The sequence below is a fragment of the Gordonibacter sp. An230 genome, assembly GCF_002159915.1.
Taxonomy (GTDB): Bacteria; Actinomycetota; Coriobacteriia; order Coriobacteriales; family Eggerthellaceae; genus Rubneribacter.
Window position 1 is genome coordinate 39,975 of the sequence record NZ_NFJP01000009.1, and the last position, 13,804, is coordinate 53,778.

Sequence of the window (13,804 nt, forward strand, 5' to 3'; positions counted from 1 at the left end):
CGTGCTCGCCACGCGTCACCTCCTCGGAAGCTTCGTAGGTTCGCTCGCAGGCGTGATTTCCCGCGGGCCCCTTGGTTAGAATCGGCCAAATCCTCCAATAGACGGGAGTTTTTCATGAGGAAGCTGCTCGCCCTGCTCAGGCTGGTGGCCGCCGTTTTCGCTCTGGCGGCTGCCGCCTACGTTTGCCTCGTCGTTTTCGGCGTTTTCTCGGCTCTCGACAGCGCGACCTCCGGGTATTCCATCTACCGCTAGCCGGCAGGTGGCGAATGGCCCTCGCGGGCCGCCCGCCCGCCGCGCGCGTTCTCATCGGATCTCGGGGATTTCGCGCTCGCCGAGTTCTTCGGCGTCCTTCTCGCGGCACCGCTTCATAGCGACGGCAAGGCATCCGAAGCCGGCCGCCGCGATGGCGGCCGAGACGGCGGCCAAGGGCGCGAGGTTCACGCCGGTCTTGTCGAAGGGCTCGCCCCCTTCGACTGCGGGCGCAGGGGTCGCCTCGTCCTCCATGGTCACTGTCTGAACGTCGCCCGTGGCCTCGACCTCGAATTCAACGTCCTCCGCCAGCTCATAGCCCTCGGGCGCGCTTTCCTCGTGCAAGGTGTACGTTCCCGGCGCGAGCTTCTCTATGCGGTGGGGCTCTTCGGCGGAAACCCACTCCTCCACCACGGCGCCCTCGGCGTCGAGCACCTGCATGGCCGCCCCGGAAAGCGGCGCGCCCGTTTCCGCGTCCACCTTCTCGGCATCGACCTTGGTGAAGTCGTCCTCCATGGTCACCTTCTGGGAAACCTGGCCGGACACCACCTCGAAATCCACGCTGTTTGCGACCAGGTAGCCCTCGGGGGCGATCTCCTCGCGCAGGGTGTAGGAGCCCTCGTCGAGCACGATCTCGTGCGGCTCTTCCCCGGACACCCATTCGTCCACCACGTTGCCTTCGGCGTCGGTCACTTGGAGCGTGGCGCCCGGAAGCTCCTCGCCCGTCACGATGTCGGCTTTGGAGATGGAGACGTGCGGCTTGTCCGAGTTCACCAGCGTCCCGAGGTCGATGGTCGCGCCGTCTCGGTACACGCTCACCTCGAACGCGGGGATGAGTTCCCGGTCGGCGTTCGCCTCGCAGGGCTGCTCTTCCACGATGTAGGCGTCATACGGCAGCGCGCCCAAGGCGTCGTCGGGCTCCCCGCCGCCGAACCACACGCCGGACTCCGCCGTGCCGCCGTTGGTGTCGGCGGTGTGGGGGTTCCACGACGCGGCGGTGGATGCGCAGCCGTTGGCGTCGGTGACGATGGTGTGGCTTTCTCCAGTGGTGGCGCTGGTGACGAGGAACGGCACGCCGGCCATGCGGCCTTGGTCGCCCTCGCCGACCTTCACGAGTTTCAAGTCGCCTCGGATGACCTGCTCAGTGAGCTCGTCGGCCACCTCGTGTTCGAAAACGGGCGATTCGCTGCCCGCCATGTCCGCTGTGACGGTTATCTCGTGGGCCTCGGGGTCGGGCAGGTAGCCGGCGGGCGCTTTCGTCTCCTTGATGGTCACGGTGCCGAGGGGGATGCCCTCGAAAGCCAGCTTCGAGTTCTCCACGACGCCCTTCGCGGTCACGTATTCGCCGCCGTGAAGGTAGGTGGCCTCGTACTCCGCGCCGTCGAGAGATGCGGCTCCCTGTGGCTCGGGCAGCAAGGTTTCGGCGTCTTTCTTGATGAGCGTGAGATTCACCGTGACGGGGGCGTCTTGCGCGTTCACGTGAACGTTGCCGCCGGCGACCGTCACGTGGAACTCCTCCTGGGAAAGCGCGTAGCCCGCTGGCGCGCTGATCTCGCGCACGACGTAGTCGCCGTTGGGCAGCTTCTCGGAGGTCTGCCCGTGGCCGCTCTCGTCGGTGGTGAACTGCGCCACGAGGCTTCCGCCCTGGTAGACGCCGTAGACCGCGCCGGCGAGCGTGTACTCGCCGTTGCCGGCCGTCACCGACGCATCGGCGCTCGTCTTGTCGAGCGTGACGAAGCCGCCCTCGGACAGCCCCCTGTACACGGCGAAGCTGGCGTAGGTCTTGCCGTGCCCGCCGTCGATGCCCCACATGTAGTCGAATCGCACGTTGCAGGTGCCGAAGTGTTCGCTCCATGCGTGATAGACCGTTGCGCCTTCGCCCGCGATGGCGCAGTGCACGGTGGCACCCGACGCGTTGGAGAACACGATGACGTCGCCCGGCTTCACGGTTCCCGCCGCGAACGCGGCGTTGTAGTCATCCGCCGACGAGCCGCGGAACGTCTCGTGCGCGGCGCAGAACGCCGCGATGGCGTCCGTTCCGCAGTTGCCGGGGCTTCCGCCGGGCCAGCTCAGCCCGTAGACGTTGGCGATGACCCAGCCGACGAACCCCGAGCAATCCCAGCCCGAGGTGCCTTTGCCTCCCCAGACGTAGGGCGTGCCCATCAGGTCTTCTATGCCGCCTTTCACTTCCTCCCAAGTGGCGTCGCTGAGCGAGCCGTCTGCCGCGTATGCCGCTTGGCTGCGCGAAGGAAGCCCCGCGAACACCGCCGCCGCGACGAGGAGGGCCGCGAGCATGCAGCGGATTATCTTGCCCGCAGCGCGGCCGTTGGTTGCCTGTGCTTTCATGTTCTTCTCCTTGCGTTGTCGTTTTCTGCGTTTGCGTGCCGGACGTTCGGATCGCCCTTACATTCCGTGCTCCCTTCTCTCGCTTTGAGGCCGTCAGCTTTCCGCGGGCTGCGCGTACACGAGCGTCCTCTCGTTCGCGTAGGTCGTGTACGAGCAGGTCACGAACGTGAACAGCTGCGAAGCGTTTTCGTCGTTCGATATGCGCACGTCGCACTCCTCGAAGCGTTGCGCGTACCAGGCGCGCATCTCGTCGGCGGATGAGAAGTCCGTCCGCTTGGCGTTTTCGCTGCCGTCGATCACGTCCACCGCCGACACGGAAAGCTCCATGGCCCCGTTGGGAGTTTGCAGCTCGATGGTCGGATGCGAGCGCGCGAACGCCTCGTCCGAGTAGCGCGCGAAGTCAGCGAACATCGCCACGAATCCGCCGCCCATGTTGTGACCGAACACCACCGCGCTCATGCCGCCCACGCCGTCGCACGCCGCGTCCACGTAGGGGCATCCGTAGGGGTTCCACGAGCGGTAGATGTCGTGGCTCAGGTAGTAATCGGGGTCGCCGCCCGGCGCCTGCACGACGGCGTAGTCGATGGCGGTGCCATCGACGCTCACCCACGCGACGATCGCGGGGTTCACAACCCGCCAGTAATCCCAATCGACCCCTTCGGCATCTGCCGCGGTGGGCGATTCGTTCGAAGCCATTGCGGAAACCGCTGCCGCTGACAGGCTTCCGAACGGCTGCCCCCTGGGGTTGGGCACCACCGACGCGGCGCTTCCGGCGGTCGATGCCTGGAAGGCGGCCATCGCCCCGCAGAGGGCGAGCAGCAGGATCCCGGCGAGAAGCCAGCCCGCCGCCCTCCGCCTCGGTCGCTTGTGGTCGGCTTCGCTCATTGGCTGCCCCCTTCCAAAACCGAAGGCGGCCCCGCAGAGCCGCCTTCGGTTTTCGTTTCTCTCCGGTATGAGGTTTTATTTCCGGCAAGGTTGGTTGCCATCCCCTTCTTCGGCTGGTAATCCCCGGAAGGGGGTGGGGTGTGGGGAGGGGGAAACCCGGAAAACGCCCTGGTTGCAACATATGCTGGATCAGGGCGCACGTCCCCCTTGGCCTGTCGGTGGGCCTCAGCGCTCGCGGGCGCGCTTCCTCTCGTGGCGCTCTAAGAGCTCGAGCGCCTTGACTATGCGGGCCTCCACGGCCTCCCTGCTCGTGCCGGGCTTGAAGAAACGCTCTATCTTCTCGCGGGGGATGCGGAACTGTTCCACCTGGTTGGGTTTGCGCTCGCCCATGATGGACGCCATGGCTTCTCGCGACAGCGCGCCCTGCTCCGAGAGCCTGCGCATCCTGATCGCCTGGGCGTGGGACGGCGTGCACGCCTCCATCCCCATGGCGTCGAGCAGGTCGTCCTGCTCCCTTTCGGACAGATAGCTGATCTCCACGGCGGGGCGCATGGCCATCGACCCGCCGTCCACCATGTCGAGCAGATCGGGGTTGAGGTGCGTGAGGCGGACGTAGCGCTGTACTTGGCTTTTGCTCTCCCCCGATTGTTCCGCCACAATGTCGCGCGAGCGTGCGTTGGCCAACTTGTGCCCCACTGGGGCACAAGTCAAGTCGGAGCGGTACCCCTGCCGGCTCAGAGCGTCGATTTTCATCTTGTAGGCGAACGCTTTCTCGCTCGGCAACACGTTCTCGCGCTGGATGTTCGCGTCCACCATCGCGATGACCGCCTCGTCGTAGGTCATCTCCCGAACCACGGCGGGAAGGGCCTCCAGCCCCGCCATCTCGGCGGCGCGCTTGCGCCTGTGGCCGCTCACCATCTCGTAGCGCCCGTTCTCCTTCGGCCTCACGAGCGCGGGCACGAGCACGCCGAATCTGGAAACGCTCTCGGCCATGTCGCGCAAGGCGTCGTCATCGACGCGGAAGGGATGGTCCGGGAAGGGATCTATCATGTAGAGGGGGATGACCCCCACTTTCTCGCAGCCCACCTCGTCGCGCTCGGCCTGCGTGGTGAACAGGTCATCGAGCGACGGCAGGTCGATGGGTATCGCGCTTTCTCTGGGCATCTTCGAGCACCTCCTCCGCCAGCTTCGCGTAGGCCGCCGCGACGGGGCTTTTCGCGTCGTGTTGGAAGATGCTCTTTCCGTAGGCGCTCGTCTCCGCAGCCCTCACCGCCAAGGGCACGGTGGCGCCGAACACGCGCAGCGTCTTCCCGTAGCCTTCGCGCAGCGAGGCCTCGATCTGCTTGGCGAGGTTCGTCCTGCCGTCAACGAGCGTCAGCAGCACGCCCTCGATTTCCAAGTGTGGGTTGATCTGCCGCTTCACGCGCCCTATCGTCTTGACGAGCTGGGTCATGCCCTTCGCGGGAAGATACTGCGCCTGCACGGGCACGATGACGGAATCGGCGGCGGCCAACGCGTTGACGGCGAGCATGCCGAGGGACGGCATGCAGTCTATGAGGGCGTAGTCGTAGCCGCGCTTGGCCTCGTCGAGCCATGCTTTGAGCGTTCGCTCGCGGTTCATGGCGGTGACGAGCGCCACCTCTGTGCCCGACAGCTCGATGTTCGCGGGCATCAGGTCAACGCCCTCGGGGTGCTTCAATATCCCGGCATCGGGTTCCAGCGGCTCGTCGCGGGCGACCGCCTCCAAATGGGTCGCCAACGTGGTTTCCAGCTCGTCGGGATTGCGCCAGCCGAGCGATGCGGTGAGGTCGCCCTGCGGGTCGGCATCTATTAGCAGAACGCGCTTCCCGCTCATGGCGAGCGCCACGCCGAGGCTTGCGGCGGTGGTCGTCTTGCCCGTGCCGCCTTTCTGATTTGCTATCGCTACGACTTTGCACCTGCTCATAGGCGGTCTCCAATGGTTCGCAGGGCAGGTAGCGACGATGCGGCCACGAAACGAACACAAACGAAGCCCCTGTTGCATGGTCCGGCGGGGTCGAGAATGCGCACGTTCGTCAAAAGTTCGTCAAAAACGCGCGTTTCTCCTGTTTCCCGAACGGATGGAAAAACAAAGGCGTGTCGAAAAGTACGCCTTTGAACTGGTTTTTTGTGATTGTCTGTTTTGTGAGTTTCCTGAAAAATCGGGCGTGAAATTGATTGGGAAGCTCGGGCCTTACCACTTGGCGACACCCGCGAAACACCGCATGAGCGGCGCCAATCATTATAACCTACGGGGAGGAAAACCGATCGGAAAAGCTGAGGTGATTCAGAATCGCTCCATTTCAAGAGATGTCTTCGCAAGAATGCCCCAGTTCGAAAACTCATTCATCGAACCTGCTCCTTTCCATGGACGGTGGGCATCCAAAGTTCATGGAACGCAATACGGCGAAACTTGTTCAGGAGCATTTTAGGTGGCAACGGATATCTGCGGCCGCAACGAGCTCAGCGATGAAGTGCTCACGAACGCGATGAGGGAGTTGCATAGGAGCTCTTCGGAGGAGAATTGATTACGCTGGTTTGCGAAGACCCTTCGCGTTGCAGTGCGTGAGATTCGTGGCCGTTAGCGGAAGGTGCGCCACCTACAAGGGCGCAATCTTCGCGCCGGTTGCAGATGCGCTGATTACGGGAATATCCGGCATTGCAGATTGGCAGGCTGTCCGCACGGAGATTGGCCCACTGCGACTTTGCATCGGGCAAACGAAAAGAGGGCTTTGGTTGTCAGCTTCGTTATCGCATCCGCTCTTGAGTGATAACCGGGATCGTGGTTTCGAAGCGCTCATCGAGAGTTTTGCGTTTATCGGTGTTTGCTACGCAGGTAGCATGCGATTTTGGGCGGCGATGGATATCCGTTGTTTGTCGTCTCCTCTTTTGACGGTCAAGGTGTTCTTGAGGTTCGCTCCCCTTAACAGGGTATTGGGCGCGCATTTCTGATCGCCAGTGGCAAATCGTTCTCATCATGCGCATGGGACGCAGGCTGTGGCACTGCAGTCGCCCGATCTGCGATACCGAGATGGCATGAGACAAAGCGGGCATCGTGTTCCGTCTTGCCGCCGAGGTCATCCGGCGCCCCTCTTTTTCATTGATATCTATGAGCGCCTCGTCGAGGTGCTGATGAGCGCATCCGTTTCGTCCATTCTTTCCGTCTGCGGTTCCCATGCTTCTCCGAAATCGACTTCTCTGAACAAAGCCGCAATGCCGGTGATTTGCTTGAGACGCAATATCTCGTCGCGCTCCATGCCCAGGTGCTTTGAGATCCATGCATCGGAACGACCGAGCTCATGAAGATCGGCCACGATATTGCTCATGAGATCAACGCTGTGGGAACCGCGTGCCCGGTTGTGACGGATGGTGCTGGCCATTCGACAGTCAATAGGCTTGTCGATCACCGAGACGGGCAGCATCCCTCCCTCTCGCTCGCGAATGTCGGAATGTTCGAGCATGACCCGGTAGCGATGGAATCCGTCCACGATGATGTACTCATCGGACTCCTCGTCGTGATAGCACACGATGGGCATGGTGTACCCGTCTTCCTTGATGCTATCGTAGAGCAGCTCGAGCTCCGGCGGGGCGACCGAGTTCGGATTGTAAGTGTTCGGCTTCACTTTATCGATAGGTACGGCAATGACGCTGTACACAGGGCTTCGAAAGGTCATACGACCGCCTTCCTCTCAACGACTTCGGCGTACTCTCGTTTGAGTGCGTTCACGTGGTGTTGCTGCTCGCGCGTCAGCCCGAAGCCCATGAAGCGGCAGATATGGTCGTTTTTCAAGATGCAGTAGCACATGCGCTTCCAGCTGGGTATATCCTTCGTCGATTTTATGTCGTCAGTGCTGTCTGGCAGTTCGCCCACGAACACGACGCGCGAGCGTTTGTTCAGTGTGTAGTTCGACACGCCGTTGCGGCGTATGCGGTAGCCATGATCGAGCAACTCTTGAATGACCGTCTCGTCTAAGCCGCCGCCCGTTTCATACCAAAATTGGATAGACGTCTTGAACTTGCGCACATAGTTCTCACGCAGTCGCTCTGGCAGGGTCTCCAACAGGAAGAACGTGAACGACTTCCACGTGTGCCCTTCGGGAAGTTCTAAATTTCGATAGCCCATGGCTTTCGTGCGGCTGTAGATGGCGCCGAAATTGGCCCCTTGCACGCGTCCGACGAGTTTGGACCAAATCTCGGGATCTATGACACGGTAGAGATTGAGGCTGTCTTTCGCGGAGTCTCCAAAAGGGGATGCTACGCGCATTTGGTCAGGGGACACTCCGGCTAAATAGTACAAGTCGTACAAGTGGTTGTAGTCGAAGCCGAACTGTGCGTTAGCGTGCCATACATCGCTTACCGTCCAATCGTATAGGGGGCTAGCGCTCCAGACGTTTTTGAATTGCTCGGTGATCCAATACGCTCCTTGGTAGCCGCGCCGCTTGTTTACGATACTGCTGTAGCGGTGCAGCGATTCGTCGGCTCGGATGCCCAGCAAGCACACTGTTTTGCCGCCGCCGTGCGCCTTTCGGTACCATCGTCCAAACTGTCGAGCAAGATCCTCCTGATGCATCTTGTAGCGATACGTGGTTATCGGGTTGTTGGCGAGGTTTATCACGTATGGGCGTTTTGGCATGGAACGCACCCATGCCTCCTGTTTTTCATCATCCCAGGGATACCAGAACATCTCGTAGCTGCTGAGTGCGGTGCGCGTGGCCATAGGCAGGCACACCCAGTACAACTCGACGCCAGGCTCGCGCTCGAGGCGGTCGAAGGTGCGTTCGACATAGGCGGTGGTGGTGCTATATTGGGCCTCGAAATCCTGATGGAACACGCCGATACGCTTCTCGGGGCAGTGATGATTCCGGTAATCAAGAACGAGCTCGAGCAGAAGACCGCTGTCCTTGCCGCCGGAGAACGATACGAACACATTGTCAAACTCGGAGAATGCAAAGCGCAGGCGCTCTTGAAGCGCATCGTATACCGTCTGTCCGGTGTGACGTTTGATCATCTTGCCGCTCCCCGTTGCTGCTCGACTCCGCGCTGAGGCGAACCTTGCTCGGAAGCGATCGTACGCCTGAACTCCGATTCGCGTTTAGGCGCTTGGCATTCCGCGTTTTGCTCTCAGCACTTTGCGTTCGGCAATTTCCTCTTGAATCCGTTGTGGAAATTGTCTGCGAGATGAGCTTCCGCAAGGACGCCACTCAGTATTTACCACAAAGATCATACTTTCGTTAGAAAGATCGTCCACGTCCATTTGGGGTTTCGTCCGCCGCTCAACCGTCGTTGGCAGAGGTCGGATCGGTTCGTTGCGCCATGCTTTGCCAACGCTTCGGGAGCCTCTGCCCGTTCGGCAGGAAAGGGCTAAAGCGTCCGGTTGGAGACACTCTGCTCGAGGTCCGGCGAATGCGAGATTGTGCTCACGACGGTTTGGCGGCGGAGAATCTGGAATGCGCTAGCGAAGGAACGCGGGGGATCATGACGATTGTTGAACGAGAAGGGTCGATTTGACGTAATTCCCGCTTCGGCCTTTTGCCATGATGTTCGTCTTTGCAGCTTTGCCTCAGTTTTTGTTGGCCTCGGTAGCTGTAGGCTGTTGATGGCTTTCAGCGAGGTTCCGCCCTGTCGAGTCCAATGCGCTGCACGCTGAACTCTAGGACTCGCAGAACGGTGCTTCATGCGAAGCGAAAAGATGAAAGGAAGCAAGAGGAAGAAGAACGTGCTAAGCCACCTTGTCTTCATTGAAATCGGCCCTGAATCATTGATGAGGATGAGACAAGGTGCCAACGATCCGCCATCCTCGCATTCCGCTGTCAAACCGAATTCGACATGGGCCGGCGTTCATCGAGCTCCGGATAGGCTTCTTTGCGTCCAAGTCGGGTGGGGAATCTCCCATCTGGCAAGGGTCCGCCCGAACGTGGGAAGAAAAAGAGGGGCGGGGATTTGCGCGGCGGGCTTGTGGGGCATCTGCCGATTTTGGTTTAATGGCGAACCTTACAATGTCGATTGATCAAGAGGAGCGTGCGAAACGCGTTCGCTGCGAGTTTCGCATCGGCCGCATTCCAATGTCGTTAACGATTTGAACTTGCAGTCATCTTGCGCAAACGATCCTCGTCGATAACGGTCTTTCTTCGTTTGCGCCGTATCAGCTCTTGGCATTTCCGTTACTCGGTCTAGTGATGCTTCCCGTCGGTCGCGTTCGCTTTCAGATGCTGTTCGCATCCTTTTTAAGAATGCCTTCCCCCTTCGAATGTTTCACGTGAAACATTCGAAGGGGGAAGGCGAGCACAGTTCTCCTGTTGAAAAGGCGTGGGGAATCATCCTAGGACGGGCACGGCCAGTGAAACCAAAAGTCAACTCGCATTTAGTCAAATTAGCGGGGGGGGGGAAGCTGCAAGAAGCGGAACGCAACAACGTGCAGCATAGGTGAGAAGCATCGAGCATCAATGCGGGCTCGTTCGCATAATGTCAGGTACGGCAACTATGTGAAAAGGCATAGGCGCTGCTTTCGAGCGCATATGTCATGTCGAAAGTAGGCGGATGCCCTGCGCTGCTTCGCGCGAAGCAGCGCAGGGCATCCGCCTCTCGCTAGCATGTTTTGCGAGGGCCGTTCTGCGCATTGCGAGATTCATTGCTTGCTCGTTCGTTTTCCCAGACCATATGGTCGCGTACTGATCTTGTTTGCGTAGTCGCACGTATCCTTCCTTGCGTTGTGCTTGCTCCTTTGTCTTGGCGTAGCGCAATCTCAGCCTTTTTTCGTTTCGACGCAGCGGTTAGCCGCCTTCTTGATCTTCTGCGCAGCCGACTTTTTGACGACGAGGGAGTCCATTATGCGTCGAGGGCCCCTTCGTGAAGGGGCCCTCGACGTTTGCTTTCTCATGCGCATTTGGCTTTTGCGTTCGTTAAAAGAGTGGTGCGACGCCAGCCAAGCACGCTAGGAAAGGTCTGCGCAGGAGCGTAGTCCCGACGTGATGCATCAGGCGCGACGGCTTTTTCTGAAGACATGCAGCATCGTCGCTATCGCAAGTGCAGACACCCCTCCCAAAACAAGTATGCAATACTGTGCAACCCGGTCGCCCGTAGATATAAGCGAGGTGAGTTCTTCGTCGTTGGCCTCCGGAGCTTCAGGCGTGGCATTCGACGACACTTCCTCTTTCTCGGATGGCAAAGGGTTGTCGGGATTTTCGGGATTCTCAGGACTGTTGGGAATCTGAGGATTCTCGGAAACCGGAGGGGCCGAGAAAGCCTCCACGCGCACGGAGACAGCGGGAGAGGCCTCGTTGGTCGCGTCTTCGGCCCAGCGCACTTCATACGTGCCTGCAGCCAAATTCCCGATCTCCCCGGAAGAGGCTTGGGCGGCGGTCACCGTTTGCCATCCGGTTGCGGTGCTCCGTGCGGCGGCAGTAGGGCCAACCGGAGCGATGCGCCATTCCATTCCCTGCATAACACCCTTGATCTTCCCGTCTCGTGTGTTCTCGTTCGAAGGCGAAATACCGACGAGGCCAAGAGGGGCTTCCATACGCGGGAGCTTGGATATGTCGACCGTCGTCTGCACGGGAGCGAGGTCGTACCACTTAGCCCCAGAACCGGTTAGGGACGCTGCTACCTCCACTGGTTTTCCCATGCCAACGCTATCATTGGCCATCGAGCCCGTCTCGGAGGTCTCGAGGAACACGCCGCTCTCGTCAGCGGGCAGCACGCCCGAGATAGAGGCAGATGAGGAATCGATCGCGACTAAGCAGTTCCCCGCTTCGTAAGCTCGGGAGACAGCGCTCACGCCGAGAGCTTCTACCGGACGGGGGAGCACCTCGACATTCATGGGATCGGACGTTGCAAAGGGCGCGCGGGCTGAAAGGGAATCCTGGTCGAAATAAAGCGAGAGCGTCAGTTGGTGCGCGCCAACCGGAAGAATCTTGGAATCCACCTCCATGCTCACCGTATTCTTTCCGTTGGCAACCGATCCATGGACGACAATAGCGCCGTTCTCGTCGACGACCTCGTAAAACGCGCCCTTGTCAGAGGTATGTGCCACTTCGACGTCGATCGCGAAGCTTCCACCGTCGCCATACGTGATCTGGGAATCGGATGTCATGGTAAACTCAGCTTCCGGATCAGGGGCTTCGGGCACCTCCACATTGGCAGCAGGAGATGCCTTGTAGCTGTCGTCTTCGGCCCAGCGGATTTCGTATGTGCCCGCTTCAAGGCCTATGATGCTTCCCGGCGAAGCCTCGTTTTCCGATACGGCTTTCCATTCCTTTCCGGCCTCGCCATCTCCCGAAGGATCGGTTTCGACGACCCTCCATTCCATGCCGGTTTCAACGCCGTTGATCGATCCGTTCGCAGCGCCCTTCCACAAGGGGGCAATCCCCGTCAATCCCTGCGGGGCATCGACGCGGGCTGCTTTTTCGATGCCGCTTGCAACCTCGAACTCGATCTCAGTTGCAGAGAGTCGGTACCATGCATCGAACGTCGTAGGAGCTATCGCGATGTCGGAGCACACCACCGTCTTCTCCCCCGCGTTGCTCGTTGCGAACTTAAAAGGCGAGCACGTTGCGCTCACTGGATCTTCGTTCTTCACGCCGGAAAGTGAGAGCGATAGCGTAGCGTTTTCCGGGACATCGATCTTTCCGTCGAAAGGCTTCGACGCGTCGCCGGAAAGAGAGGGGCTTAACACCGCCTTTTCAAGTTGGAGCGCCGGAACCGATACTTCTCCGAACGCTCCGGTCAAAGTTTCGTCTCCGCTGAACCGAACGACCAGATCGTCCCAAGAGCCAACAGCAAGCTCCTTTGCCGAAGACGGATAACGGACGGAGAAGATAACGCGATCTTCCTCGATTCGGGGCGATCCGTCCACGGATCCCAGCGCCGTTCCTCCCGAATACAAGGTTGGGGACAGATCTGCTCTTTCATCCATGGGGACTGAAACGGAAACCACGATGTCGTCCCCGTACGTATAGAGCCCATCCGTCCGGTCGAGGGTGATGCTCGGTCGCTCGGTCGGTGCCACAATGTCCACCTGCGCGGTTTTAACCACCTGAGGATAGTACATCCCATTCGCTTCTGCTGCGGGAAGCGTTGCCTCCAGCTGGTAACTCCCTATTGCTTGAGGCGCGCTTTCCAACGGTTTCGTTTCTCCGTTGCCTGCAAGGCTGCTCCAAGAAAGGACGACATCCTCCCTTGCATCTGTCTGACCGCGCAAAGCAAAGCTCACCACGTCAGAGGAGGAGAGCGGAGCACCGTCGTAGGGAGTTTCTATGGACTCGTCTACCAGTCCAAGTGATTGGTCTTCAATGCGCAGCACCTTCCAAGGATACGCCGGATCTTCTTCTGCGCAGCCAAACACTCCGAACCCCTCTGCCGCTGTGATTCCGTACACCGATCCGCGATCATCTGAAGAGACGAATGGGATGCCATTGCAATCCTGATGGAACTTGCCGCCGGCAATGCGAACGACTCCGTTGGGGTCGATGTCGGGGTCGCCTATCATCGACACCTTCACGAAGCCGCCGAGAATCTCGACGGGGGTGGTGCCTCCCCCGATGCCGCGATACGACTTAGCGTTGTAAGCGTCTACGAACGCATTGCCGGAGATGACGACCTTTTCACACGTTCCTCCCCAGCCGCCAGCCCCTATGCCCGCTCCACAGGCATTACTGCCGCCAACGCCCGATCCTCCGACAGCTAGAACCCGGGCATTGCCAGAAACGGTTATGCTTCCTGTGGTGTGTCCGATAGAGCCTCCAACGCCCGCGGCGCCTATGGCGGCCGCCTTTCCACTGTAGGCCTCCACTGTGACGTTCCCTGAGATGCTGATGTCTCCGCAATCGCTGCTCGCCCCGCAGCCAATGGCGGCTGAGGCGGATGCCATGCCTCCCCTGCTTCCTCGTGCTTCGACGCTTCCGGTTCCGGTGATGCTGAGGGGCGAATCAACTCCGTTCTCGATTCCCGCTCCTCCGCCGACGCCCTCCAAAACGTTGTCTCCCTCGACCTTCAAGTCGAGGCCGCCGGCAACGGCGTGAAGGGCGGATCCTGAGGAGGGCGAGATGTTGACGTTTTCGATGGTGAGATGGGCGGTAAGAGCCCCGTCGCCATCTCCGTCTGCTTCCACATGGGTTTCAACGCGGTCGGTCGATGCCGCTTCTGGAGTCTGCCCATGAGCCATAGAGAGGGTCATGGGTTTCTCCGACATGATGGTGACCACACCGTTTGAGTATGCGTAGTCTGTGCCTTCTTCGAGAGCGCTTCCATCGTCGCTTTCGAGCGACAGTGCTCCTGTTTCCACTGAAGGAGCTTCTGTCGTGTGAGCATG

Annotated in this window: 9 protein-coding genes; 2 read left to right on the forward strand and 7 right to left on the reverse strand. The window is 60.1% G+C overall.

Translation table 11 applies throughout. The features are described from left to right. The first annotated feature begins 114 nt into the window (after window positions 1–114). Complete coding sequence (locus B5F40_RS16400; protein WP_009608915.1) at window positions 115–252, forward strand: hypothetical protein; 138 nt, start codon at window positions 115–117, stop codon at window positions 250–252. Window positions 253–303: 51 nt separating this feature from the next. Here the strand turns inward: B5F40_RS16400 and B5F40_RS06300 are convergent, their stop codons facing one another. The 4 genes from B5F40_RS06300 to B5F40_RS06315 form a co-directional block, all read right to left on the reverse strand. Further along, window positions 304–2,595 (reverse strand): SpaA isopeptide-forming pilin-related protein, encoded by a 2,292-nt coding sequence (locus B5F40_RS06300; protein ID WP_009305537.1) that lies wholly within the window; start codon window positions 2,593–2,595, stop codon window positions 304–306. A gap of 93 nt (window positions 2,596–2,688) precedes the next feature. Continuing rightward, entirely contained in the window at window positions 2,689–3,480 is a 792-nt protein-coding gene (locus B5F40_RS06305) for a class B sortase (protein ID WP_009305538.1), read from the reverse strand. 225 nt (window positions 3,481–3,705) lie between these two features. Next, entirely contained in the window at window positions 3,706–4,644 is a 939-nt protein-coding gene (locus B5F40_RS06310) for a ParB/RepB/Spo0J family partition protein (protein ID WP_009305539.1), read from the reverse strand. After that, the gene (locus B5F40_RS06315) at window positions 4,598–5,425 is read right to left on the reverse strand and encodes a ParA family protein (RefSeq protein ID WP_009305540.1); all 828 of its coding nucleotides are present in this window, start codon (window positions 5,423–5,425) and stop codon (window positions 4,598–4,600) included. Before B5F40_RS06315 ends, B5F40_RS06310 begins: the two co-directional genes overlap by 47 nt. Window positions 5,426–5,501: 76 nt before the next feature. Between B5F40_RS06315 and B5F40_RS16215 the strand changes: the two genes are divergently transcribed. Next, a complete protein-coding gene (locus B5F40_RS16215) occupies window positions 5,502–5,930 on the forward strand; it encodes a hypothetical protein (protein WP_162610911.1) in 429 nt (142 codons plus the stop codon). 675 nt (window positions 5,931–6,605) lie between these two features. On the opposite strand, the gene B5F40_RS06320 is transcribed toward B5F40_RS16215, so the two are convergent. From B5F40_RS06320 to B5F40_RS06330, 3 genes are all read right to left on the reverse strand, one after another. After that, on the reverse strand, window positions 6,606–7,172 hold the full coding sequence (locus B5F40_RS06320; protein ID WP_087193509.1) for an IbrB-like domain-containing protein: 567 nt from the start codon (window positions 7,170–7,172) through the stop codon (window positions 6,606–6,608). After that, the gene (locus B5F40_RS06325) at window positions 7,169–8,506 is read right to left on the reverse strand and encodes a phosphoadenosine phosphosulfate reductase (RefSeq protein WP_087193510.1); all 1,338 of its coding nucleotides are present in this window, start codon (window positions 8,504–8,506) and stop codon (window positions 7,169–7,171) included. Before B5F40_RS06325 ends, B5F40_RS06320 begins: the two co-directional genes overlap by 4 nt. 1,965 nt (window positions 8,507–10,471) lie before the next feature. Beyond that, window positions 10,472–13,777, reverse strand: coding sequence for a hypothetical protein (locus B5F40_RS06330; protein WP_087193511.1), 3,306 nt, complete (start codon window positions 13,775–13,777; stop codon window positions 10,472–10,474). Window positions 13,778–13,804 lie beyond the last annotated feature (27 nt).

Coding starts and splice junctions, on each gene's coding strand:
- B5F40_RS16400 (WP_009608915.1), top strand. CDS start 115: ATGAGGAAGCTGCTCGCCCTGCTCAGGCTGGTGGCCGCCGTTTTCGCT.
- B5F40_RS06300 (WP_009305537.1), bottom strand. CDS start 2,595: ATGAAAGCACAGGCAACCAACGGCCGCGCTGCGGGCAAGATAATCCGC.
- B5F40_RS06305 (WP_009305538.1), bottom strand. CDS start 3,480: ATGAGCGAAGCCGACCACAAGCGACCGAGGCGGAGGGCGGCGGGCTGG.
- B5F40_RS06310 (WP_009305539.1), bottom strand. CDS start 4,644: ATGCCCAGAGAAAGCGCGATACCCATCGACCTGCCGTCGCTCGATGAC.
- B5F40_RS06315 (WP_009305540.1), bottom strand. CDS start 5,425: ATGAGCAGGTGCAAAGTCGTAGCGATAGCAAATCAGAAAGGCGGCACG.
- B5F40_RS16215 (WP_162610911.1), top strand. CDS start 5,502: ATGGTCCGGCGGGGTCGAGAATGCGCACGTTCGTCAAAAGTTCGTCAA.
- B5F40_RS06320 (WP_087193509.1), bottom strand. CDS start 7,172: ATGACCTTTCGAAGCCCTGTGTACAGCGTCATTGCCGTACCTATCGAT.
- B5F40_RS06325 (WP_087193510.1), bottom strand. CDS start 8,506: ATGATCAAACGTCACACCGGACAGACGGTATACGATGCGCTTCAAGAG.